Below are 24,708 nucleotides of genomic sequence, written 5' to 3' on the forward strand. Positions count from 1 at the left end.
TGACTTAGCTTTTTGCTGGGCCACACGCGTTAGTTTTTAAACCAGCTGCGCCAGGCTGTCTAGGTACCTAGTTCCGAATGGTCACCTGACGGGACACGATGGTCTCACGGGACTTGCGCTCCTCGGCGGTCAGCGGCTCTTCGCTGGCCAGCGCCTCAGCGATACGCTTGTCGGCCTCTTCCACAGCAGCAATCCAGTGGTCGTGCGGCTTGGCGTTATCCAGGTCCCAGACCGGCACCAGCAGGCCATCGGTGCGGAAGACACCAGCGAACTTAGTGCCCTCTCCCAGCGAAAGGTTGTCCGCAGCGTGCACGCGTGCCAAGGCATCCAGCAGTGGCTTCTCATCTTCACGGCGCACCCAGCGGATGTGGGCGCGCTCGCCCGGATCAATCCACCACACAGCACCAGCGACCTTCGCATCCAGGCGGTATGACGGGAGAATCGCGTCGTTAGCCACGGCCAGGTTCTGCTCAATCATCGGGGTACGTTCAATGCCCTTGGGAATCCACCACTCGAAGTCCTGGTGGACCTCCAGGTTGTCGAGATCCACGGCGGTCAGGACGTCGGTAAGCGGTGCGGCCTCGCCGTCAGTGGCGGCGGAGAGCTGCTGACCCGGCTCTGCGTCACAGGCCCATGCCAGCGCACGGGAGAGATCCGCAGCGCCGTCATTGGTGCGAGCCTGCGTCTGCAGCGCGACGAAAGCCTCATTGCCCTGGTCAGCGGCACGCGTCAGGGCCGCAACGCCACCTGGCAGCACGGTGCACAGCTTGATGTCACGCTCGGCACCGGCAACCGTGACCGGAATGACCACAGCCGGAGCGAACTCGCGGACAGCCACGATGTCAGCCTCTTCGTCGAAGTCCTTGAACGGACGCGGATTGCCCAGCAGCGCTGCACGCTCAGCAGCGCGAGCTGCCAGCTTCGCCTGACGGCGGCTCATGCCCTCCGGGGCCTGATTATTCTTCTTACGAGATTTCTTTCCCACAAGGCCACAGAATACCTATTCGCAGTCCGTAATTCGCGACTGCCTGGGCTACTTATAAAGATCATCGACGAATTCGCTCGCCGTTCCTTTAAAAAGATGCTTGTCGACGGCCATTGCGCCCGCCTCCCCTTGTTCATCGGTAGCTTCGCTGGGGATGAAGCCCTTGGACCAGAAACCGGGCTGAGTGCGCTCGCGACCGGACCCAACGGGAATATTGCGATGCACTTCCTCAGGCGCCAATACGTAGCCGAGTAGCCGCGCTGTAAGCGCAGTCGTCACACAAGCTAAAACGGTGATGATTCCGGCCTGGAAGTACGTCCGGGACACGTCGGCTGCGATAAACCACCCCACTGCTAGAGGCCACAAAACGCAGGCCAGATACCAGATAAAACGACCTGGCCCCATTACGGCAGTGACTCCTGTTTCAGCCAACGCGACCACTGGCCCCGTGATGTTGCGCACTGGCCACATGTGCATCGTGCGCACATCCGTTGCCGTGCGCGACAGCAGTGGGCGAGCATACGTTGCGCGGTCACGCAGCACCTGGAGGGTCTTGTAGACCGAAAAACCCAGCCCAATGAGGGAAACCATTCCGCAGAGACCGAAAGCCCATGCTCCTAATTCGCCGAGGAGGGAAACCACCAGGTCCTGACCGGGGCTCAGGATGCTCATCCAGACGAACACGGTAAATGCGGCGAATACTCCGGCGCCGCTCATTGCCCATCGAAAGACGCTGTCCGCGCGTTTGCGAACAATCTCATCGGCCTTCCAGCGCGGCGTCGCACCCGTGATGGTCGAATCCGAGACAGTCGGCTGCCAGCTCTGCTGCGGTGGCAGCACCACCTGAGGTGGGGACTGCGGCGGCTGTTGCTTTGGAGACTGCGGCGGCACAGCCCACCCCGCGTTTTCTGCCTGTTCATTAGACATTTTCCGCAGGGCTCCTCTCTTACGCGCGGTCGGCTTCTTCCGCAGTCTTTTCTCCCACGGTGTTTTTAGGTGCGCTTTCCTAACCTACCTAAATTAGCCCGGCTATCAGTCCAGCCACTAACCCCGCCACTAGTCCGACCAGCTGCGAATCTTCCGCAGCATGATGCGGCTCTTACGCTGCGAACGACCCATCTTCCGAGCCAGGTTGTTCAAAATCGCGATGGCCTCGGTGATGTGCGGCCCCTTGTTCAGCATCACGCACTCGGCACGCAGGGCGAAGGCCGCGTCGGTAATCTCCGCGCGGGACGGCAGCCCGGCCTTGGCCATGTTCTCCAGCACCTGAGTACCCAGAATGGTCGGCACTCCGGCTGCCTGCGCCAGCGTCAGAATCTGGCCCGGAACCTCGCCCATGCGATCGAAGCCCAGTTCCACAGCCAGGTCACCGCGGGCAATCATCAGACCGGACTTGGCACGCTTCATGCTGGCAATGATGATTCCCGGCAAATTCTGGAATGCCGGAATAGTCTCAATCTTCAGCACAACACCCAGGTCCCGAGCCCTCGATGCCAGATCCTCGCGGCCCGCAGCCTCATGTTCTGCCGCAATCTCATCGAGCACCTTGTAGACGTACTCAGCATCCTCCTGCGTGCGAATAAAGCTCACCGCAGCAATGTCCGCGTGCTCCACCACAAAGCGCAGATGCTCAATGTCTTCGTCGGTAAGCGAATTGAGCGGCAGGTCGGTGTTCGGCAGGTTGATTCCCTTATGCGCCGCCAACGGCTGTCCGTTCGGCTTGGTGCGCTGAACACGCAAGCGGGCATCGACGTGGCTATCTTCGCTTGACGACGTCTCGGAGACCTCAACCACCTCAGCACCGAGTGCACCGTCGTCGAAAAGCACCGGATCACCCGGCTTCAGAGCCGCCACGGCAGACGGCAGCGAGCAGGAGACGCGTGGAATTTCATCGTCGGCGCGTGGAATGGTGGTGATTTCCTCGCGGCTGGTGAGAATGAACTCATCCCCAGTGTGGAAACGCAGCTTTTGCACGGTCGGCGGCACGCCGCCAGCACGTGTGACCTCGTAGTTGCTGCGCAGGTGTGTGCCCTCGGCGATCCAGGCGTTCTTCTCCCCCTCGGCGAGCACGGCCTCGACCTCGCCGTCGGCATCGGTGTCGATGCGCACAACGGTGAAGTGACGCTTCGCCGAGCGGGAGTCATGCAGCGTAATGACATCGTCAAGCTGCAACTGCTCCAACCATCCCTGATCTGCTTGCAGCGGCAGAGCAGGACGCCCCGGCAGATCGTTCGGAGCTGGCTTTGGGTGCTCATCCAGACGTGGGGTCAGCCAAATCTTGGACTTGGAGATGACCGTGCCGGCGTCGTCACGCACAACACGGGCGCGACCTACGCGCGGCCCCGGTTCGATATCGCCTGTGCGCAGCTTCGGGCCAGCCAGATCCATGGACACGAAGATGCGGCGGCCGACCTTCTCAGCTGCAGCATTGACGTTGTCAATCATGCGGCTCCACTGCTCAGGACCGTCGTGGGCGCAGTTGATGCGAGCAAGATCCATGCCGGCAGCAGCGAAGCTCTCCACCAACTTTGCGTCGTCGGCGGCCTCGGCGGGCAGGGTCACCATAATGTGCGAAGTGACATCCGCGCGCTCCTGACCGAACAGCTCGGTGGCGTTGCTATCCAGAGCAACATCCGCGCGCTCATCGTCGGCAATAATGCGGGCGACATCGATATCTGAGGTGCGCCCCGCCAGCGCCAACAGCGCGTTGAGGGCCAACTCAAGGCGCCCCCGGGTGAACGTCTCCACCGTGGTCAGACTGGTCACGCCAAGGTCGTGCAAGCTGTTCTGCAGCTCACGGATGTCAATTGTGCGCAGGTGTGCGTAGTGCAGCAGATTTTCCGCGTGCCGACGACGCTCTTCCGGCACCTCTGCGAGCAGTGCAGATGCCTCCACTGAGACATCGTCCAACTCTGTAATCAGATCAGTGACCTTGCTGATGAGGTCATCCAGACGCGGTACGGCCGCGCCGCTTTCAGTGTTGTCAGTTGCTGTGTCTTGAGGGCTCTGCGCTGCCATAGAGAAGGCACTCCTGTGTTTAAGACGAGGCGTTGGCCAGAGTCGGCCACGCGGGCCAATAGAAGGTGGGCATTCTCATTCTCAAATGAGACGGCCGAAAGCGCATGTCGAGAAGACATGCGCTCTCACTACCAGCAGTTACTTCCAGAATGGATCCTGCACATCTCGAAGCGTCTGGACGGACTTGTCCAGCTGCTTCGTTTCGTATTCATCCAACTCAAGCTCGATAACGCGGCGAATTCCTCGGCGGTTCACAATGGCTGGTGTTCCGATGAACACGTCCTCATGGCCGTATTCACCTTGCAGGTATGCGGAGACCGGCAGAGCTACCTCTTGGTTTTGGAAAATGGCGCGCGTGATGCGGGCCAGCCCCATACCGATTCCGTAGGAAGTGGAGCCCTTGGCATCGATAATCTCGTAGGCGGCATCACGGGTTCGGATGAAGATGTCCTCCAGCTCGTCGTGAAGCGTGGGGTCGGCGGCGAGACGCTTGGACAGGCTGACGCCTGCAACGTTGGCGCTGGACAACACCGGCAGCTCGGAGTCGCCGTGTTCACCAATGATGTATGCGTGCACGCTCATCGGGGAAACATCGTAGTATTCACCCAGCATGTAGCGGAAACGTGCCGTGTCCAGGATGGTGCCGGAGCCGAAAACACGGTTATGCGGCAGCCCGGAGTACTTCCACGCCGCGTACGTGAGTACGTCGACGGGGTTGGCGGCGATCAGTAGGAGCCCATCAAAACCGCTGGCCATAACGGAATCGACGATGGACTTCATGATTTTCATGTTCTTGTCCACCAGCTGTAGGCGAGTCTCGCCCGGCTTTTGTGCCGCACCTGCACAGATGACCACCAGCGCGGCATCATCACAGTCGGCGTACGTGCCCTGGGTGACTTTGGTGCGCGACGACGCCCACACCACGCCATGGTTTAAGTCCATGACGTTACCCATCGTCTTCTTCTCGTCGATGTCAATGATTGCCAAGTGGTCGACAGTGCCCTGGTTGACCAGCGAGTACGCGTATGCCACGCCGACGTCGCCAGCACCGATCAGCACGACCTTATTTCCTGTGGATAGCTTCATAGCCCTCGGATCCTTCTCAACCGATTCGGAAAAGTTGCGACACCCCCACAGGCTACGCTTTGTGCCGAAAACTGGCGCGGGATGAATTACCCCGTGGAAAAAACTTTGCCATGATGGGAGCCATGGGATTCCTGCGTCGCGCATTTACTTCGATTGCGCCCTCGATTGCGTCTACGGGCAACACACCTGTAGCTCAGCCAATCGAAATCACCAGGACGGTGCGAGCTGCACGAGCAACTCGAACGGGAATTACAGGAGTCGCTGGCACAGCTGGCATGGCCAAAGCGCTGGGCGCAGTCGGCACCGGCAGTCTGATGGCCACCAAAGTCTTTCGCGAACGCCTCCTAGGTACCGGCCCTGGCACTATCCGCAGTGCACTGCGGGCGGGCATCCCCTCCAACCCCGGTCTAATTGGTGCAGAGATTGTGTCATGGGCTGCCTTTAGTCCCTCGCTGATGCCGCGCACTAGGACCGCCACCGTTACTGTGACCTTCCTGGCACAGCTGGCGGGTCATGTCACCGGGGTGGCCATCGGCTATGGCTACAACACGACGATGCGACGTCTGGCCAGCACTCCGCTCAGCCGCTTTGCGCTGGCACCTCGACACGAGCGCGCACTGGCCGTGACCTGGCACGTGGCCACCACGGCCACCACCGCGGCGCTGTGGCTGCGCTCCATTTCCCAGCAGCGCGAAATTGGTCGACTGGTGGGCAAGGATGAGCAGGAATCCGCACGCAGCCAGTTCGCCTCCACAATGATTGCCAGTGGTCTCTACCTGACCACTCGGGGGCTCTCCGCGCTGGCCAACCGCGGCTATGACCTACTGCGGGACAACCTCCGCCCCTGGCTGCCGCGCGGTCTCGCCCCGGTTCTCAGCGGTGCCATCGTCGGTGGTGCCGTGGCCGCCAGCATTGACCGACTGCTTATCCGTCGGACTTTGGAGTCCATCGCCAAGAAGTACCGCTACCTGAATACCCTGGTAGTTCCAGGCCGCATGCAGCCGTGGGAGCCGGAACGTTCCGGAAGCCCATGGTCTTTGGAGCCGTGGTACGCACTCGGCGCCGAGGGACGCGTCTTCGTCGCCGAAGGCCCCCGTGCCCGAGATTTGGCAGTGGTTACTGGCAAGCCGCTCTCCGAACTGCAGGAACCCATCCGCATTTATGCGGGCAAGGTACAAGGCCGTTCCCTGCGGGAGCAGGCGGAGCTCATCATCCGCGAGATGCACCGCACCGGCGCGTTCCGGCGCGATCATCTGGTTGTCTTCACCACCACTGGCACCGGTTGGGTGCCACCGTGGTCGGCGCAGGCTGCAGAGTTCTTGACCCTTGGCAATTGCGCCACTGTCGCTCTGCAGTACTCCGACCTCCCCTCCCCAGTGGCGTGGCTAACGGACCACGAAACCCCAATCGCAGCTGGCCACACCCTTATCCATCGGGTGTTGCAGGAAGTCGACAAGATGCCGGAAAACGACCGGCCAAAGGTCTACGTCGCCGGTGAATCCCTCGGCGGTTTTGGCGGTCTCGGCGCGTTCGAGAATTCCGCCGACATGCTCGCACGCGTCGACGGTGCTGTCTGGACTGGCACGCCGCAGTTCTCCGCAATGTGGAAAGAGCTGACACACCGTCGGACAAAGGGATCCCCGGAAATCGCTCCGGTCATCGACGAGGGGCGAAACATCCGCTTCGCTACGCGCCCCGACGAGCTGTACCACTCCTTCTATGGCACCAAGTTCGGGCCGTGGGAATTCCCGCGCGTCGCATTCCTGCAGCATGCCTCTGACCCCATCGTCTGGTGGGATTACCCGCTGGCCTGGCGCCGCCCCGACTGGCTTGCAGAGCGCGTCGGCCGCGATGTCCTCCCCTCCATGCGCTGGCACCCGTTCGTCACCTTCTGGCAGGTGCTTATCGACGGCCTCGCTTCCGTCACCGTCCCCGGCGGTCACGGCCACCGGTACGAGGAAGAAATGCTGCCAACGTGGGCTTCCATCCTCGACATTCCGCTTGACGACGACCTGGGTGGCGCAGCCGGAATGCGCTTCAAGCGTGTGAGTAAGTGGATTCGCCGCACTCAGCCGCCACGTTCATAAACTTGCGACAGATACCTTTGACCAGTACTTTTTACGAATTTCGCACTAATTGTATTGCTTAAATGGTTGCGCATCCGCTCATCTTGAGTACCATCGACGGCACAACCTAAAAACGTGTTGAGGAGGAATTTTCCTAATGACTAAGTACGAACTTCCTGAGCTGGATTACGCTTACGACGCTCTGGAGCCGCACATCTCCGGCGAGATTATGGAGCTGCACCACAGCAAGCACCACGCTAATTACGTCAACGGCGCCAACGCTGCACTGGAGAAGCTCGCTGCTGCTCGCGAGTCCGGCGACTTCGCAGCTGTTACCGGCCTGTCCAAGGACCTGGCCTTTAACCTGGGTGGCCACACCAACCACTCCCTGTTCTGGAAGCTGCTGTCCCCGAACGGTGGCGGCCAGCCGACTGGTGAGCTGGCTGAGGCTATCGAGCGCGACTTCGGCTCTTTCGAGAAGTTCCAGGCTCACTTCAACGCTGCTGCTCTGGGCCTGCAGGGCTCCGGCTGGGCTGTTCTGGGTTACGACACCATTGCAGAGCGCCTGGTTATTGAGCAGATGACTGACCAGCAGGGCAACCTGTCCATCAACCTGAAGCCGGTTCTGCTGCTGGATATGTGGGAGCACGCTTTCTACCTGCAGTACAAGAACGTCAAGGCTGACTACGTCAAGGCTGTCTGGAACGTCTTCAACTGGGATTACGCTGCAGAGCTGTTCGCAGCTGCCAAGTAATCTCGGCTAACAGCGCGCGGCTTTTTACGCGTCCCTGCCGCGCGCTAAAGATGGCTTACCGGCTCGCTGACGGGGCTTACCCTCAGCGGGTCGGTTTTTTATGTCTTGTTTGAGACCACTTTTGGTATTTCCCGGGCAGCACACGTAGCCGTCGTTTAGCGTTAGTGCCCATGAGCACCAGCAACAATGTCAACGTCACCTATGAACACCTCGCCGTAGCTGATTCAGAGGCGGCGAAAATCGCTGTCGTCAGTTTGGACCGCGGAGACAAACTCAACGGTCTAACACTTGAGATGCTGACCGAGCTGTCCGCCGTCGCCCGGAAACTGGCAGCTGACCGCGATCTGCGCGGCGTAATCCTACGTGGCGAGGGCAAATCGTTTTGCGCTGGACTCGATTTCGCATCGGCATTTAAGAAGCCCTCGCGCATTCTGCGCTCATTCGTCCCCGATATCCACGGCACGAACCTATTCCAGCGCGCCTGCTGGGACTGGCGACGCCTGCCGGTGCCGGTCATTGCGGCGGTGCATGGGCACTGTTACGGCGGTGGTCTACAGATTGCGCTGGGTGCTGATTTCCGCATTACGACGGGTGATGCCAAGTGGTCAATCCTCGAAGCGAAGTGGGGACTGATTCCGGATATGTCCGGTATGCGAACCATTCTCGACGAGGTCAGCGCCGATACTGCACGTTGGCTGACCATGTCTGGCGAAGAACTCAACGGCAAGGAAGCAACTGAGATTGGTCTGGCGACATGGACCGTTGACACGGAGAACGCTGCACTTGAGCTAGCCAAGGAGAAGTTGGCACAGCTGGCGACGCGCTCGCCAGATCAGCTGGCGGCGACGAAGCGGCTTTTCCGCGATGTGCACCGCTCCCCTCGCTCAACATTCCGTGCCGAGCGCACACAACAGTTGTTGCTGTTAGCCCGCAAGAACACGGCCATCATTCGCAATGCTGCGATGAAGAAGGCCTCGCCTAAGTTCGCCCGGCGCGGCACGTGGACGCGTGGTTAGCGCGCTACGGAACCGGCAGGTCATCCCCATGCGGCAGGTCCGCGGCCGCGCGCTGTGAATCCAGCCAGTCGCGGACGTGGGCTACCGACCGGCAGTCATCGCCGTTGTAGCGCAGTAGCATGGCGCGCGCCTCGGCTTGCGTGAGTTTTTCAAAGGACTGTTCCGCGACAAAGTCGAGGTCAGTGGCCGTCGCAATGCGATACAGATCCAGCGATGCCTCGCCGTCAACGTCGGCGTCGCGCCAGTGGAAGCCCGACCACGGGGCCACGATTTTCAGCCCCATGCCGACGGTGGAGAGAATCTGGCGACGGGCGACCTTCAGCATGTCCACCCAGTCCTCCGAGGCAATGAACTTGTCCACTTCTTCGCGGGTCGGCACCCGCACAATCTTTGTCGGGCCAGCTGCCTCGGAACCGGAACCAGCCCCATCGCCTGCGGCCAGATCCGCCGAATCTGCGGGCACCACAAATTCCTGGCCGCCGAACCGGGTAGCGCTCTGACGTAGCCAATAGTTCTCGCCCTCTGCTGCCCAGCAATAGGCGCGGAAGGTCTTGCCTTGTTCATGCGCCGCATTTCGACGTCGCATCAGGTAATCCCAGAAAATCGCAAAGTTCCTGGCCTCCGCCGTGCCGCCGAGCCCCTCTGGCCCCGGTGGCTCCCAGGTGATGAACCCGCGGTAGTCCTCCCCGGGCACCCATGTTCCCCACAGGTAGGCGCCATCGTTGGGGTACGCCTCCATATCGATGTCCATCTCGACATCGCCACGTGGGGCCGATGTCTTGGCGGTTACCCGGAGCGCGTCGACGTCGGCAAGCCGCGCCCTCGCCATCCACACCTGCTCCTTGCTGACGTGCGGAGTATTGGTGCTCGCCTGCGCCAGTGCCGTGACCGTGTCGATGCCCACACTGCGCAACCGCATGGACTTATCCCCAGGTAGGAGGAGGGAAATGTCGTCACTTGCGGTCAGCTCATCCAAGCAACGGTCGTGGTGACGGCAGGTTCGGCACTCCCGGATGCGCCGCGGCGCCAGCGGCCAGGTCCCCGGCGTAAACCGTGACGGTCGCCCCTGAGTGGCAGCGACGGCATCACGCGCGTCTCGCAACGCCATCCGGTACGAGGCGACGCGCGAGCCCTCATCGGCAATGACAATATGCCGTGTATCCAGGTTCATTCCGGTGGCACTAATCGCTCCCACCAGGCCACAGGACACGCCCAGCCGGTGGAGTATCGCCGCCGCCTGCCCAAGCTTCACAGCATCGGGTCCGTAATGCCGCAGCTTCCACTCGTCCGTGATAACCATCGCCTGACGCAGGGTCCTCCCCATCACGCCATCACGCCCGAGCCGGTCAACGCCCAGCAGTCGCACCTGCATCGACGCCGCACGCGCCGCATTGCTTGACGACGGCTTACGCCGCCGACCCTGTTTGCGCGCAGAGAGCAGGTGCCGTGTGACAACCAGGACCGGCATGTATGTCGGAGAGGTCGTCTGTGGTGAATCATCGACCTTGACCAGCAGATCGGGGTGGCAAATCTCGTCGATTCCCGAGTACACCCCACCGGGAATCGGGCGCTCATGCATGAGCACGGCACCGGCGATGACGCTTTCTCCGCGGGCGATGGCCTCAAGGGTATCCAGGTGAGCGTCCGGCCCCGAGACCACTGTGTACAGGCCGGGGATGGACGCGATGGACGTCGGCAAGCGGTGCTCGTGGTGAGAAGCAGGTTCGACTAGCCGCCCCTCGCGCAGGTCGAGGCTCAGCCGGTAGCGGCAGCCGATGAGGTCGCTCGCATGGAGAAGCGGGCGCGAAACGGATGAATCAGTCACAATGAGAATTAGCGTATCGCCACTCGGTAGGAAGTTTCACGTTAAGCTTGGATAGCAAGAATCGTGATGCAGCCACTGCATCTGGCAAGCGCACTCCGGCGCGGTGGGGTTTACGGGTTTTCCGCCCCGCTTTTCCGGAGGGACTATCTGCGAGCAACTAGGCGAAGGAAAAAATGAGCTTCTTGGGTGACATCCGTGAGCGTCGGCGCGAAACCGCCAAGCAGGTGAAGGCTGCCAAGGCGAAGGCTAAGGAAGAGGCTCGCCACGCAGCTCGACTTAATCGCAAGGCACACAAGGCTGAGGTCAAGGCCGCTAAGCGCGACCAGAAGCACCAGCACAAGCTGGAGCTGAAGGAGGCCGCTGGCCGCGTTCGTTCTGAGAAAAAGCTCGGTAAGAAGGAACTCAAACTGGAAAACCGTGCTCTGAAGCGCGCGGAGAAGATGCGCAAGGCAAGTGCCAAGGACGAGAAGAAGGCACTGGCCGCTAAGCAGCGTCACCAGACCAAGATGGCCGAGAAGATTCTGGAACAGCAGCGCAACCAGGGATTCACCAAGGACAAGGCAAAGTCGTGGATTGGTGGCGCACGCCTGCTGGTGCCGGTTCTGGTTCCGCTGGCTTACCGCGCCATCACTGCCGTTCAGCGCCGTGAGCACTCCGCGGCAGCGCAAAAGTTCGGCGTTTCCGCTGACGATGCCGCTCGCTACCAGGGGCACGGTGCACCGCTGCTCGCCCGCATTGAGGCCACTCGCGGTTCACTGACAGAGCTGCGTAAGTCGGGCGCCAAGGGCACCGACGGCTTTATCAAGGATGCTAACTCGCGTCTGGATGTCATGGCTGATGCCATTAGCGCAGCCGAGAAGATGACTCCGGAGCAGCGTCGCCGCGCGCACCACTCCATTACTGCAGAGCTGGATTCGCTGGATCGCCAGATTATTTCGGAGCTGGGCGCGTAACCCTGACCGGTTCGGATTGAGGCCGTAAGCCTAGACGCGTCGAATTAAGCGCGACTGTTGTTGAGCAGCAATAGTCGCGCTTTCGCTCTTAGTACCCCCGTATCGGGCTATTTTCTCCCTCCGATGGCGCTACGGACTGAGAGCCACTGTAATGAGGGCTATGCCATCTTCAGATAAATCTCAGACTGCAGCCTCGAACCCGAACGGCGCGGTCTCGAACAGTGACGCAAGAGCCCAAAAGCCTTTTACCCCTTCTCGTCGTGCCGTACTGCGTGCCGGCGCTACCGGTGCTGCTGCTGGCGCCATCGGCCTGGCAACCGCTACTAGTGCGGGAGCCAATCCTGAGCCACAGTCCCCAGCTAATGCTGGCGGTTCCAGTGGTTTCCAGGTCTTCCAGCACAGCGTGGCCTCCGGCGATCCGCTGCCGGACTCCGTACTTATCTGGACCCGCGTAACCTCGCATCCAGGTGATACCGCAGGTGCGAACCAGGGCCGCCCTGTTGCCCTGAAGTGGGAAGTCGCTTCCGACGAGGGCTTCGGCAACATCATTGCCTCTGGTGCCCTGAACACCGACCCGGATGCTGACAACACCGTCAAAATTGATGTCAAGGGTCTCTCCGCTGATTCCTACTACTTCTACCGCTTTACCGTCACCGCTGGTGACTACGCTGGTCAGGTTTCCCCGATTGGCCAGACTCGCACTGCGCCGCCGGTGAACTCCTCGCCAGATCACCTGGGCATCGCGCTGACCTCCTGCGCTAACTGGGAAAGTGGCTTCTTCTCCGCTTACCGCGATATGGCGGAAAATGACCGCATCGACATCATCATGTGTGTCGGTGACTACATCTACGAGTACGAGGCCGGTGGCTACTCCGGCAAGGGCCCGGTTCGTGACCACAAGCCGGCTCACGAGATTATTTCTCTCGCTGACTACCGCCTGCGCTACGCCACCTACCGCACCGATGCGGACCTGCAGGAAGCTCACCGCGCAAAGCCGTGGATTGTGACCTGGGATGACCACGAGGTCGCCAACGATGATTGGCACAGTGGCGCTGAGAACCACGACCCGGAGACCGAAGGCGACTACGTAGCCCGCCGCGACGCTGCTATCCAGGCTTACCTGGAGTGGCTGCCGGTTCGCGCTGTCCCGTTCTCACAGGGCGGTAAGCTCTACCGCAGCTTCCGTTTCGGCGATCTCGCCGACCTGACCATGCTGGACCTGCGCACCTACCGTGACCAGCAGCTGAAGTTCATCCGCGCTGGCGAGACCGATGATGAGAGTCGTTCCATGCTCGGCTCTGAGCAGTTCAATTACCTGCTCGGCCAGTGGCGTTCCTCGAGCGCAAAGTGGCGTGTCGTAGGTAACTCGGTCATGTTCACCCAGTGCCTGGTTCCGCCGCTGGATCCGGAGGCCACCCGCGCTGTCACCGAGCTGCTGAGCCTGCCGCAGGACGGCCTGCCGTACAACCTGGATCAGTGGGATGGCTACGCTGCTGAACGTCGTAAGCTCATCGACATCATGGATAAAGAAGGCTACGACAACGTTGTCTTCCTCACCGGCGACATCCACTCTTCCTGGAACTGCAACGTACCGAAGGTCCCGGGCCAGTACCCGAGTGCCGGTATCGCCGCCATTGAGATTGTCTGTACTTCCGTCAGCGCCCCGAACATCGATGACATTGTGAAGCTGCCGCAGGACAACCCGATTTCCCTGGCTGCTACCGCTGGACTCAAGGCTGCGAACCCGTACGTCAACTACCTCGAGTTCGACCGCCACGGCTACGCCGCTGTCTACTTCGGCCGCGAGGACGTTACCGCTGAGTACCGTCTGGTCGAGGTCAAGGAGGAACCGAACCAGCCACTTTTCGTCGCCGCTACCTACCGAGGCAAGCCTGGTCAGGGCATGACCCAGGCTTAAGCGCCTTCTCATCCTTTCGCTTGCCGACGACCACTGAGAGCGCACCCCGCATTGCGCCCTCAGTGGCGTAGTTGCTGTTCACGACGGCCCTGCACAACATGCAGGGCCGTATTTTTATTACCCCAAGTTCTTGTGCACAATTAATCGAATTATTAACAAACCATATATTCAATATAAGTTGCACAATCTAGCTCAATTATCGTCAATAGACATTAAATTTCTTTGCACTTATACTGTGGGGGAACGAATATAGGGCTTGATATTAATTTGAAATTTCACCGTATTGGAGTTTCACCGTAAGCCTTCTTCATTATTACAAGTTCAACACCAAGCTAAGGCAGGGATTCTATGGCACGCCGCGAACTAATTCAGTACATCGACGACCTCGATGGGACTCCGCTTGATTCCACAGATCACCAAGTCGTTCGTTTCTCTTTCCGCGGTAAGAACTACATTCTCGACCTCTCTCAGGAAAATGCTGAGAAGTTCGAGCAGGTATTAGAACCGTATATTGCGAACGCTTCTATTGATCACAGCACGGTTGTAGCCCCGCGTAAGCGCTCTTCCGCTAATCCCAATGCCGCTGAGGCTCGTGATCGCAATCGCAAGATTCGCCAGTGGGCACGAGAGAATGGCATGGATGTTGCAGACCGTGGTGCGCTGCCAAAGCACATTATTGAAAAGTACGAGAGCGCTAACTAGTTCTCACCCAGGTTCGTTTACCTTCCACTGGATTTCATCCAGCTTCACTATCTTAAAGACAGGGTCCCGCCACAGCGGGGCCCTGTTTTAAAGTTGGGGCAGGTGATTCGAGTCGCTAGGATAGCGGCTGGAATTGACACACCGGCCTCATCCGGTTGTCTTACTTTTCTTATCCTTGACATGGAGGAGTCGGCCCGTGGTTATTTTGGAACCATTTGTTTGGCTGGTCTCGTTTGTCCTTAAGGCGTGGCACCTGTTATTGGCCTCAGTGTTTCACCTGCCGTCTTCTCTGTCCTGGACGCTTTCTCTCTTCCTGCTGGTGTTTACGGTGCGTGGCGCCCTGGCGTTTCTCGCGTTCCAGCAATTTATCTCGGCGCGCAAGACAGCCAACCTACGGCCGCAGCTTTTTATGCTCAAGGAGCGCTACCGCAGGAGCATCGAGCCGAACTCGCCACAATACGCAAACTTTGCCAGCAAGGAAATGCGCAAAGCCGAAGGTATTAAGACCTCCGTAATGCTGGCGCCCCTCTTCGTCCAGATTCCCGTGATTATGGGCCTTGTTCGCATGCTGAGGCACATGCTGCGCGCGTCTGAGGGGCCTGGGCTGCCTGCGTCTCATAATGTCGGATTCATCTCTAAGGATGAGATCTCCGACTTTCTGAGTGCGACATTCTTGGGACAGCCTCTACCCGCATATCTGCGCATGGACCCGGAGCAACTGCAAATCTTCGGGGGCAATCATGATTCGCTGTTAACTTTCTGCATTATCGGCATCGTGGCAGCGGCCATTTTCACCGGTTTTAACTTGGTCATTTCCTACCGCCGGTTGCAGCGCACTCTCGACTATTCCAATAGCGTCAGTGTATTCCTCAGCAAATTCATGCGCGTAATGCTTATCTACGCACCGCTGATGATCCTCTTCGCGGGGTTCTTTGGCCCAACACCTGTGGCTCTAATTGTCTACTGGGTCACCAATAACTTCTGGACACTGACCCAAAATATTATTCTCACCCGCTATGTGGAAAAGACCTACCCGCTGACGGACGATTTCCGAACTCTGCAAAACCACCAAAAGGGTGAATACGAATCGGAGCGGGAGGAAAAGAAGAAGTTAAAGCAGGCCAAGCGTCGATTTTATATCAAGTCCGCATTCGCTCCGTGGAAGATAAAGCAGTACAAGAGCGAATATGCCGCTATTGAGAAGGAATCGCGGGACCGTCGTAAAGCAAAGCAGGACGAAGAATATGCCCAGGCTTTGAAAATTGCGAAGGTTCGCTACATAGTGACCCAGATGCGGCCTGGCGCTCAGGACAATTTGCCGTCCCTGACGCAGGATATGAAGATTTCCTCGGGTATAGTTCCGCCGCTTCCCGGCCTGGCTAAAGTGCGGGACGACATGAAACGACAAGCCGAGAAGGCTCAAAAAGCACAGAAACGGCCGAAGCCAATTCTGATTGCAAAGAACCTGGGAATGCTGCTCGGCCAGAATACGAAGAATATGGTTAAGAGAGCCACCGGCTCAAAGGAGTCGGACTGGAAACGCTTCCGGGATTAGCCCGTGAGTAAAAGGCGAGAACTAGGGCGCGTTAAAAAAAGGGAAATAAGTATTTACGTGACCAGGTCACGAGCCAGGTCACGCGCCATCTGCAGCGGGTTCAGGTCCTTGGACATCTTGGCACCCGCGAGGCCGCCGTCGAGGTAGAGCAACAGCATATTTGCGTGAGCAGACGGCATACTAGATTCGTTTTCAGTCAGCAGCGTGTGTAGCTGTTGCCAAACCCAGGAACGGTGATCGGCTGCGGCCTGACGGATGTCCTGCTCCGACTCCGTTTCCGGCCGTGGATATTCACTAGCCGCATTCTGGAAGTGTGAACCACGGAAGTCGATTGTTGGCTGCTCCGCAATACACTGATCAAAGAAAGCGAGAATCTTCTCCGCCGGGGTATCCAACGAGGCCACTCGCTGCTCCCAAGCCTCCCGCCATTTGGCGTCGAGGTCTTGCAGATATGCGATGACCAGCTTGTCCTTGGATCCAAACAACGAGTACAGGCTGGCTTTAGCCACATCAGCTTCTCGCAGGATACGGTCAATGCCGACGACTCGGATGCCCTCCGTTGTAAACAGAGTTGTCGCTGATGCCAGGAGGCGCTCCCGCGGACTGGGGCGGTTACGACGGCGAGAGGAAGCGCGGCCGCCTTTTGCGCCCTTGCCCGTTGTCGCTTCTGCCACGGCAGTACCTCTCGTCCTTCCAAAGTCACACCCCGTTCTAACAGCTGCTTACTCGCAAATACCGGCATAAGCGTCATTGCTTTCACAACCCTGAACAGGGCGTTCATAGTCTGTGATATTCCATTGTAGGCGTATCTGCGACTGTGCTTTTGTAAAAGAACAAACTAGTCAGTCTTTCAGCCTCTAGTCCTACTTTAGCGTGCGATGATTGCTGCCCCCAACAGATGTCGCGACAATCGCAGAACGCCAACTTCACGACAACCGCACAACAAAAAGGGCATCTCAATGTTGATGAGATGCCCTGCGCTCTAGCTCACTATCCAGTAGATAGCAGCGTTACGACGCTTCGTGCATAGTCGCGCTGTTTTTCTTGGCTTACTTGCGCTTTTGAACCAGGCCGACAATCCACAGCAGGATCACGGCGCCGAGCAGACATGTAAGGAAGCTGAAGAACATTCCACCGCTCGCGACATCAATGCCGAACAGGGTGAGCAGCCAACCGCCCAAGAAACCACCGACGATACCAACGACGATATTCAGGACGATGCCCATCTGCTCATCAGTGTTCATGATTTTAGAGCCAATCCAGCCGGCAAGACCACCGATGATAATCCAACCAACGAAGCCCAGAGTAGGACTAAAGGAGGCAGCAAGAAGAATCTCGTTCATGATAGATATTCCTTTCCCGAAATCGTTCTGACTCAACTATAAGTCTTTCCGAAAACTCTTGCATACACTGCAAGCGCTATCAGGCCATTTCGGCCACTGGGAAACTAGAGAGATAACAGTCGGATAACCACAGGAAAACTCTTATAAAATCTGCACTTTCTGCATGAAAACAGGGTTTATGCAGACGAGAGGCCTCATTTGGATAAAACCGAAGCCGGCCCCCGACACCTGTCGGAAACCGGCTAGGTTCTACTTATAAATATTCGGTAACGGTTTCTACTCTCGGCGCTAAACGCGCCTCGACGACCGCCGCCGGCGTCTTTTCTCAGTCCCCTCGAAGGGCGCTTTAGGCGTCAGTCTCCGGGCGGACGACCATCATCGGGCAAGCAGCCGCCTGCAGGAGTGCACGCGAAGTGGAGCCGAGCAGCATACCCTTGAAGCCTCCGCGGCCGTGGCTGCCGACGACCAGCAGCTGCGAGCCTTCCGAGGCATCAGCCAGAGCACGAACCGGGCGGTCACGGGTAACAACCTTCTTGATGGCCACTTCCGGGTACTTCTTAGCGTACTTCTCCAGGCGGTGGCCGAGCAGAGCCTTCTGCTCCTCTTCCACAACCTGCCACTGGCTCTGAGCTGCAGAAAGGCCAGCCAGGGAAGCCTGTACCTGCATGTCCATCCAGGTGTGAACTGCAATCAGCTCGGCACCACGGGCATCGGCCTCACGGAATGCGTACTCCGTTGCCTTTTCGGAAATATCGGAGCCATCGACGCCGACAACGACAGGGCCGTACTTGGTCTCATCGGTTACCAGGTTGTCCTCGCGGACAACGACAACCGGGCACGATGCGTGGGAAACAACAGCGGCGGAAACCGAACCCATGACCATGCCAGAGAGCCCGCCCAGACCGCGAGAGCCCATAACCACCATGGTTGCCTGCTCAGACAGGTCGAGCAGCATGTCAATCGGGCTGCCCTCTTCAATCTGGTGGCTGACATCTACCGACGGTGCGAAGTCGAGGGCAATCTTCTTGGCCTCGTTAATCTTCTCCAGGGTTTCGGCCTCAAGATCGTCGTAAAGCTCCTGCGGTGGAACCATGCCCTCTGCGTAGAGGAACTGCGGCATGGAGTAGCTGCTGACCAGACGGAGAGGCTCACCGCGCTTCACTGCGGTGTTAGCGGCCCACTTGACGGCGGTCTTGGATGCCTCCGAGCCATCGACCGCGCACACAATGATGTTCTGCCTTGGCATTGATTGCCTCCTTATTATGTGATCCATAAAAATTGGCTCTCCGCGGCCCGACCGCAACGCAGCTACACCTATCGCACCTGCTTGGACGCCATTTTTATGGACAAGCTTTGCTATTTAGTCAACTCTTCCGAGCCAACCCTTTTATTACTTTCACCTCCACCCTACCCCCATTATGTTGCGACCGACAGGGCAGAATGTTGTCCACCTACGCCATTAGGGGCGATACCAACACCGCCCTGCCACAGCAGCTCCACTTGCCCGCCGGATGAATCCGGGGCACCTGTTAAAGTCAGCCGTATGCGTCGCATGCCACTGCCCATTCGCGATGGGCTCAACCCATCCCGCATCGCCGCTCCCGGGCGTCGTGGCGATGCCCCCACCCGTGCGTGGGATGTGCTCGCAGCCGCTATCGCAGGTCAAACCCACCGCCACCCGGACGATGATGAAGCGGCTGTGGCCAAGCGTTTTGCGGATGGGCTCGTCGTTCGCGCCAACTCAGTGCCCTACAGTCCGGATGACATGGTGAAGCCCGGCGCGGAAATGTGGTTTTACCGCACCCCGGCACCGGAGCACACAATCGCGGGGCCGATGCCGATTGTCTTTCAAGATGACAACCTCGTGGTCGTCGACAAGCCGTCGTTTTTGGCAACGATGCCGCGCGGCCGACACATTACGGAAACCGCTGTGGTACGCCTGCGGCGGGAGCTGGGGAATCCAGAGTTAGTTCCCGCGCATCGTCTCGACAGGCTGACGTCGGGGTTGCTCATCTTTACCGCCCGACGCGAAGTTCGCGGCGCCTACCAGGGGCTTTTCGCATCGGGGGAAGTCACTAAGCGCTATCACGCGCTGACGTCGCCCACACCCATCGCTGGCGGGGCGAGCGAAGCCCTGCCCGAGACCCCGCTGGAGTTGCGCACGCGGCAGCACAAAATTGCTGGTCAGATGCAGGCTTATACTCTCGAGGGCGAGCCAAACGCCCACACCATCATCGAGCACATTTCGCTTGTCGACGTGCCTTCGGACGCTGACGGCCTAGCTGCCGACAGCGGTCGCGTTGCGCTGTGGCAATTGAAACCCATCACCGGACGCACTCATCAGCTGCGGCTACACTTGAGTGAGCTGGGCTTTCCCATCCTGGGTGACCAGTACTACCCGGAGATTCTGCCGCTGGAGGCCGAGAATACCTCGGAGCCCCTGCACCTGGTCTGTGTTGAAATGAGTTTCGCTGACCCCGTGACTGGTGAACAACGAACGTTCCATTCCCGTCGCAGCGTGTTCAATCCGCTTTCGCTGCCGGATATGCCCGATATTTCCGATATTAATTAGACGTTAATGAGAAGTAGTTAGAAGAGAGCCCTTTCCCATGCCTGCACAACATGCAAAGCCAACAGCGAAGTCTTCCGCTGATGTATCTTCCTCGCACCCTGCTCCACAAGCAGCTGCTTACGCCGAGGGACTGACTAAAAAGTACGGCGTCGGCAATGCCGCTGTTACTGCACTGGACCATGTCGATATCTCTTTCGCCGCTGGTGAGTTCACCGCGATTATGGGGCCGTCCGGGTCGGGTAAGTCGACATTGATGCACTGCATGGCCGGCTTGGACTCCGCGACGTCGGGAAGCGCGTACATCGGCACGACAGAGCTGTCGAAGCTGTCGGACAAGGAGATTACGGCGCTGCGGCGTGACCGCCTGGGCTTTGTGTTCCAGTCCTTCAATTTGGTGCCGACGTTGACGGCGGCGGAAAACATCACCCTGCCTATCAATATCGCTGACCGAAAGGTGGATAAGCAGTGGTTCGAGGAAATCACCACGCGCCTCGGGCTTAAGGAACGGCTTACGCACCGCCCCTCGGAACTGTCCGGTGGCCAGCAGCAGCGTGTCGCCTGTGCGCGTGCCATCGTCAGCCGGCCGGAGATCATCTTTGGCGATGAGCCGACGGGCAACTTGGACTCAAACTCATCTCGTGAGGTGTTGACGATTCTCCGCGATGCGGTTAATGACATCGGTCAGACCGTTGTCATTGTGACGCATGATGCCACCGCCGCGTCCTACGCAGACCGTGTTGTGTTCCTTGCGGATGGCCGTGTGGTTGACGAGCTTCGCAACCCCACGCCCGCCGATATTTTGGCGCGCATGGCAGATATTGAGAATCTTTAGGAAGGCAGGTCATCTCTCCCCATGGCATCATCGTCTTCCACGCTGAGTCGCGTCGCCTGTCGTAATATCACCTCGCACAAGTTGCGCCTCGTGCTCACAATTATTTCGGTCGTGCTGGGCACGGCCTTCATCACCGGCGCATTTGTGTTCACATCATCGCTGGACAAGGCCTTTAAGGGCGCGATGAGTACCGCTTATGACGGCGTCGATGTGGTGGTGACCGCTCCAGCCAACAATCCGGGCGCGCTCACCCCAGCAATCGAGCGGGAAGTCGAAGACTTCCCCGGGGTGCGTGCTCTCAACATTGGCAATCCCAGCAATAGCATCACGGCGACAGGTTCGAACGGCAAGCCGATTCAGACCAATGGCTCGCCCTCGATGGGTCTTCCCTACTATCCGTCTGCCGAAGCAGTGGGTAACAAGGTCACAGTCACCGATGGGCACGCGCCGGAAGCACCAGGTGAGGTGGTCATTAACTCCACCACCGCCGAGTACGGAAACCTCGACGTCGGTACTGAAATCAAGGTGGCCACGCGCCTCGAACGGGCAACGGTAAAGGTCGTCGGCATAGCCGATACCTCCATCGACGAAACCGGCTATCTCGCAGTCTTTTTCACCCAGGATCAGTGGCGCGAGCTCTACGGAGAGGACGGCCATGTGGACATGTTCACCCTCTCCGCCGATTCTTCCACCGACGCCGACAAGCTCACCCACGACCTTGCGGCCGCATTTCCGGATCTCAAGGTGGAAGCCGGCTCCACGCTTGCCGACGAGGCCTCCAAACAAATCTCCTCCGCCTTAAGCTTTGTCAACTACTTCCTCATCTCATTCGGACTCATCGGCCTCCTGGTCGGTATCTTCATCATCTCCAATACTTTCACCATGCTGGTCACTCAGCGCATGAAGGAATTCGCCCTCCTCCGCGCACTCGGCGCTTCACGACGACAGCTCACTGCGTCTGTCCTATTGGAAGCATTCATCGTCGGCCTCATCGGTTCCGCAGTAGGTGTACTCACGGGTTTCGGGTTAAGCCAGGGACTATTCATGCTTCTCGATGCAATGAATATCGCCATGCCCGGCGACGGACTGACATTTGAGCCGGTGGCAGTCAGCGTGCCTCTCGCTGTCGGCGTGGTAATTACCATGCTTGCCGCCTGGGCCCCAGCCGCCCGAGCTGGAGCAGTCCCACCAGTGGAGGCCATGCGCTCTGGGGATCAAACAACCAACAACGGTCTTGGTGCTCGGACCTGGACCGGTGCTGTGCTGGCGTCCGCCGCTATCGCAATCATTGCCTGGGCATTGCAGTGGAACGACGCGGAAACCAAGATTCGCGCCATCTTCGTTGGTGTCGGTGCAGTGATGGCCGTAGCCTCCGTCTGGCTTGCCGGACCCGCTCTGTCAATGCCTCTGATCGGAGGACTGGGGCGCGTCGTAGGTGCGCCTTTTGGGACCGTCGGCAAGCTTGCGGCAACGAACTCCCACCGCAATCCGCGCAGAACGGGAACTACGTCCTTTGCACTGACACTCGGACTTGCATTGGTGACCGTGATAGGCATGTTTGGCGTGTCCATGAAGGAGGCGGTCAATGAGTGGTCAGAGACCAATCTGACGGCGGACTTTGTGCTCTCGCCACCTCTGACCGCGCATTCGGCCTTGCCTCTTGGTGTCGAGGATGCGGTGAAGGACATCGATGGCGTTGAGGACACTGCGACATTGTCGCTTGGTGCGCTGCTGGTTGTCCCGCCTGCAGAAGCCGCTACGATGGCGGAATCCATGCCCGAGCAGCTCGAAAGTGGCCCGGGAACCGGTGGCGCCGGTGTTTTCAATGGAGACGTCGCCAAGTGGTACGGTACTCACGCCATCCGGGGATCCCTTGACCTAGCGAAGCCAGAAGCAGGCATTGTCATCAGCGAATCCACGGCGCAGAAGAACCGCTGGCAGATTGGTACTGAACTCGCAGTAGTCGCTAAGAGTGGTGTAGCTCAGTTACCCGTCACCGGAATCTTTGCCGATACTGCTGATCCAGCCCAGGCCATGATTATCTCCGATGCTGCCATCCATGAGCACTTCAACAGCAGGCTTATCCTGCCATTCCAGACCTACGTCGATGTCTCTGATTCCATTGCTGCTGACGGCGCTTCCATGGATGAGATGAAGCAAAAGCTTAGCGACGCGGTTGCGGACTATCTCGTGGTACAAGTGATGACTGCTAAGGAGTTTGCGGGTCTGGCTAATGCCTCTATCGATGTCATGCTGGGAATCGTCTACGCGTTGCTGGCGCTGGCGGTCATCATTTCGATTCTCGGCATTATCAATACCGTTGCACTCTCGGTTGTCGAGCGCCGCCAGGAGATTGGCATGCTTCGGGCCGTCGGCCTGCAGCGCTCGGGGATTCGCCGGATGATTCGCCTGGAATCTGTGGAAATCTCCATTTTCGGCGCGGTTGTAGGTATTGTCCTCGGCTTGTTCCTCGGCTGGTCACTGCTGACCGTGCTGAAGGATGAGGGCCTGAATACTATCGCGGTCCCGTGGCTGCAGATTGTTCTCATGCTGCTTGGGTCTGCACTTGTGGGCATTATTGCTGCTCTCGGACCTGGTCAGAAGGCCGCGAAGACACCACCTCTGGCCGCTATCGCAGACGAATAGTCGCCGCTATATGAAAGCGCCCCGTGCAGATATTGTTTCTGCACGGGGTTTTATTTCGCCTTGTCACCTAGGCCGAACCAGCTAACCGGCTTACGCATTTCCGCTGGCAATTTATACGGCCGCGTTGGCCTTGCGAACCTCACGTTCACGATTCTTCAGCGCCTTATTGAGAAGCATAAAGAACCACACAAAGCCAACCGTCAGGATGATGTGGCCGAGTCCTGCAATTCCCGAGTACATCGCACCCCAGGCCTCCGGGCCTGAAACAACGTGGACGATACCATTTGCCACCATCATGCCGACCGTCCAAACAATGCCGACATTCTGAACGATGAACCAGCGATCAAAGCCCTTGACAGCTGAAATATTGAATTGCCCATCCAATGCCAGCGCAACCAAGAAGAAGATCGTGCCAAGGACAAGGAAATGCGTGTGCAGCGTATTGAGCTGCGTTTTGTCCCCGAAATCCATCGCACGGGTAAATTCACGATAGAAAACGCCAGAAAACAGACCAAAACCGAGATAGACCGAAGCGGCTGTGAATAACTTACGCATACTTCGTAGCCTACTCAGATAACACTGACTTCTAAATGGACTAAACCCAGGGGGTTAAACGAAAGTTTGATACCGCGAAACTAGAGGGCCTCAAACTAACCGCGCGAATCGAGCCACCACACGTTTCGGCAAAACCTTGAACAAGATTATCACCAGGCCATATAGGCCGGGCGCTACCTCCGCCCGCCCCCTCTCCGCTGCACGTAACGTACGCTCCACTAGATAATTGAGGTTCTGCTCCGGCATAAGACGCAACTTCACCGATTTCGCCTGCTTCACGACGTTCCGGAGCGCCTTGGTCTTAACCTTTCCCGGGTAACAAATAGTGACGGTTACACCATTAGGTTTTAATTCCTCCCTAAGGCTGATGCCCCAATGCCGAATAAACGCTTTCGATGCTGTGTACACTGCTAGCCCTGGAGTTGGTGCTACAGCAGAGATCGACGAAACCAAAATGATGTGACCATTCTTTTCGAATAGATTGTTTAGAGAGTAAACTGCTGCGACCGTTCCGCGGATATTCGTCCGTATCATTTGATCAGCCTGCGAAAATTCCTGGGTATTAACATCGCCATAATTCGCATACGCGGCATTGAGGATTAAATAAACTATCGTCGCATGATGGCGCTCAACATGATTCCGAAGTTCATCCCCAAAATCATCATCGGACTGGTCTAGACAAAGATACCGAAGTCGCGGACCCTGGCTCCGAGAGCACTCAGCATCCTCGCTGGAAGAATCATCGTTGTAGCTACGAGAGATACACCAAATTTCATCTAGGTCCGGACGTAGCTGCCCAAGTCTATCGGCTAAGACGGCGCCTATGCCTCGAGATGCTCCAGTCACAATTCCCACTCGCATGAATTACAAGATACAGCTGAG

At 58.4% G+C, this 24,708-nt stretch carries 20 protein-coding genes; 10 read left to right on the forward strand and 10 right to left on the reverse strand.

The annotated features are described in order from the left end of the window. Nucleotides 1-67 precede the first annotated feature (67 nt). The 4 genes from CORAM0001_RS05050 to CORAM0001_RS05065 all read right to left on the reverse strand — a co-directional run bounded on the left by CORAM0001_RS05050 (nucleotide 68) and on the right by CORAM0001_RS05065 (nucleotide 5,089). On the reverse strand, nucleotides 68-985 hold the full coding sequence (locus CORAM0001_RS05050) for a DUF5926 family protein (RefSeq protein WP_005510518.1): 918 nt from the start codon (nucleotides 983-985) through the stop codon (nucleotides 68-70). 48 nt (nucleotides 986-1,033) lie between these two features. Then, nucleotides 1,034-1,912: a hypothetical protein gene (locus CORAM0001_RS05055; RefSeq protein WP_005510547.1), complete on the reverse strand. Its 879-nt coding sequence runs from the start codon at nucleotides 1,910-1,912 to the stop codon at nucleotides 1,034-1,036. Nucleotides 1,913-2,041: 129 nt separating this feature from the next. Next, nucleotides 2,042-4,003, reverse strand: coding sequence for a pyruvate kinase (locus CORAM0001_RS05060; RefSeq protein ID WP_005510552.1), 1,962 nt, complete (start codon nucleotides 4,001-4,003; stop codon nucleotides 2,042-2,044). 138 nt (nucleotides 4,004-4,141) lie between these two features. Further along, nucleotides 4,142-5,089 carry an L-lactate dehydrogenase gene (locus CORAM0001_RS05065; protein WP_005510561.1) on the reverse strand — a complete coding sequence of 316 codons (948 nt, stop codon included), beginning with the start codon at nucleotides 5,087-5,089 and terminating at the stop codon, nucleotides 4,142-4,144. A gap of 122 nt (nucleotides 5,090-5,211) precedes the next feature. On the opposite strand from CORAM0001_RS05065, the gene CORAM0001_RS05070 reads away from it, so the two are divergent. The 3 genes from CORAM0001_RS05070 (at nucleotide 5,212) to CORAM0001_RS05080 (ending at nucleotide 8,925) form a co-directional block, all read left to right on the forward strand. After that, nucleotides 5,212-7,176, forward strand: coding sequence for an alpha/beta-hydrolase family protein (locus CORAM0001_RS05070; RefSeq protein ID WP_244261999.1), 1,965 nt, complete (start codon nucleotides 5,212-5,214; stop codon nucleotides 7,174-7,176). Nucleotides 7,177-7,312: 136 nt separating this feature from the next. After that, entirely contained in the window at nucleotides 7,313-7,909 is a 597-nt protein-coding gene (locus CORAM0001_RS05075; RefSeq protein ID WP_005510435.1) for a superoxide dismutase, read from the forward strand. A 170-nt stretch (nucleotides 7,910-8,079) separates the two neighbouring features. After that, nucleotides 8,080-8,925, forward strand: a complete 846-nt coding sequence (locus CORAM0001_RS05080; protein WP_005510508.1) for a crotonase/enoyl-CoA hydratase family protein — start codon at nucleotides 8,080-8,082, stop codon at nucleotides 8,923-8,925. A 4-nt stretch (nucleotides 8,926-8,929) separates the two neighbouring features. Here the strand turns inward: CORAM0001_RS05080 and CORAM0001_RS05085 are convergent, their stop codons facing one another. Beyond that, a complete protein-coding gene (locus CORAM0001_RS05085; protein WP_005510549.1) occupies nucleotides 8,930-10,750 on the reverse strand; it encodes a ribonuclease H-like domain-containing protein in 1,821 nt (606 codons plus the stop codon). Nucleotides 10,751-10,923: 173 nt separating this feature from the next. On the opposite strand from CORAM0001_RS05085, the gene CORAM0001_RS05090 reads away from it, so the two are divergent. From CORAM0001_RS05090 to yidC, 4 genes are all read left to right on the forward strand, one after another. Further along, complete coding sequence (locus CORAM0001_RS05090; protein ID WP_005510566.1) at nucleotides 10,924-11,703, forward strand: DUF6474 family protein; 780 nt, start codon at nucleotides 10,924-10,926, stop codon at nucleotides 11,701-11,703. A 160-nt stretch (nucleotides 11,704-11,863) separates the two neighbouring features. Then, nucleotides 11,864-13,621 carry an alkaline phosphatase D family protein gene (locus tag CORAM0001_RS05095; RefSeq protein WP_005510459.1) on the forward strand — a complete coding sequence of 586 codons (1,758 nt, stop codon included), beginning with the start codon at nucleotides 11,864-11,866 and terminating at the stop codon, nucleotides 13,619-13,621. A gap of 348 nt (nucleotides 13,622-13,969) precedes the next feature. Beyond that, on the forward strand, nucleotides 13,970-14,323 hold the full coding sequence (locus CORAM0001_RS05100; RefSeq protein WP_005510529.1) for a histone-like nucleoid-structuring protein Lsr2: 354 nt from the start codon (nucleotides 13,970-13,972) through the stop codon (nucleotides 14,321-14,323). 196 nt (nucleotides 14,324-14,519) lie between these two features. Beyond that, entirely contained in the window at nucleotides 14,520-15,878 is a 1,359-nt protein-coding gene (gene yidC, locus CORAM0001_RS05105) for a membrane protein insertase YidC (protein WP_005510427.1), read from the forward strand. Nucleotides 15,879-15,931: 53 nt separating this feature from the next. Here yidC and CORAM0001_RS05110 read toward each other — a convergent pair whose 3' ends face one another. The 3 genes from CORAM0001_RS05110 to CORAM0001_RS05120 all read right to left on the reverse strand — a co-directional run bounded on the left by CORAM0001_RS05110 (nucleotide 15,932) and on the right by CORAM0001_RS05120 (nucleotide 18,467). Next, nucleotides 15,932-16,552 (reverse strand): TetR/AcrR family transcriptional regulator, encoded by a 621-nt coding sequence (locus CORAM0001_RS05110; protein ID WP_005510439.1) that lies wholly within the window; start codon nucleotides 16,550-16,552, stop codon nucleotides 15,932-15,934. A 375-nt stretch (nucleotides 16,553-16,927) separates the two neighbouring features. Further along, entirely contained in the window at nucleotides 16,928-17,221 is a 294-nt protein-coding gene (locus tag CORAM0001_RS05115; protein WP_005510548.1) for a GlsB/YeaQ/YmgE family stress response membrane protein, read from the reverse strand. A 346-nt stretch (nucleotides 17,222-17,567) separates the two neighbouring features. Further along, nucleotides 17,568-18,467, reverse strand: coding sequence for a universal stress protein (locus CORAM0001_RS05120; RefSeq protein WP_005510554.1), 900 nt, complete (start codon nucleotides 18,465-18,467; stop codon nucleotides 17,568-17,570). A gap of 297 nt (nucleotides 18,468-18,764) precedes the next feature. Between CORAM0001_RS05120 and CORAM0001_RS05125 the strand changes: the two genes are divergently transcribed. The 3 genes from CORAM0001_RS05125 to CORAM0001_RS05135 are packed head-to-tail and all read left to right on the forward strand — an operon-like array spanning nucleotide 18,765 to nucleotide 23,271. Then, entirely contained in the window at nucleotides 18,765-19,793 is a 1,029-nt protein-coding gene (locus tag CORAM0001_RS05125; RefSeq protein WP_005510434.1) for a pseudouridine synthase, read from the forward strand. A 37-nt stretch (nucleotides 19,794-19,830) separates the two neighbouring features. Further along, the gene (locus tag CORAM0001_RS05130) at nucleotides 19,831-20,625 is read left to right on the forward strand and encodes an ABC transporter ATP-binding protein (protein ID WP_005510551.1); all 795 of its coding nucleotides are present in this window, start codon (nucleotides 19,831-19,833) and stop codon (nucleotides 20,623-20,625) included. A 21-nt stretch (nucleotides 20,626-20,646) separates the two neighbouring features. Then, on the forward strand, nucleotides 20,647-23,271 hold the full coding sequence (locus CORAM0001_RS05135) for an ABC transporter permease (protein WP_005510540.1): 2,625 nt from the start codon (nucleotides 20,647-20,649) through the stop codon (nucleotides 23,269-23,271). Nucleotides 23,272-23,382: 111 nt separating this feature from the next. On the opposite strand, the gene CORAM0001_RS05140 is transcribed toward CORAM0001_RS05135, so the two are convergent. Together CORAM0001_RS05140 and CORAM0001_RS11680 are read right to left on the reverse strand one after the other, a co-directional pair. Beyond that, the gene (locus tag CORAM0001_RS05140) at nucleotides 23,383-23,826 is read right to left on the reverse strand and encodes a DUF2871 domain-containing protein (RefSeq protein ID WP_005510526.1); all 444 of its coding nucleotides are present in this window, start codon (nucleotides 23,824-23,826) and stop codon (nucleotides 23,383-23,385) included. Between the two features lie 90 nt (nucleotides 23,827-23,916). Then, nucleotides 23,917-24,687, reverse strand: a complete 771-nt coding sequence (locus CORAM0001_RS11680) for an SDR family NAD(P)-dependent oxidoreductase (protein WP_005510531.1) — start codon at nucleotides 24,685-24,687, stop codon at nucleotides 23,917-23,919. Nucleotides 24,688-24,708 lie beyond the last annotated feature (21 nt).

The organism is Corynebacterium amycolatum SK46 (assembly GCF_000173655.1).
GTDB classification, from domain to species: domain Bacteria; phylum Actinomycetota; class Actinomycetes; order Mycobacteriales; family Mycobacteriaceae; genus Corynebacterium; species Corynebacterium amycolatum_A.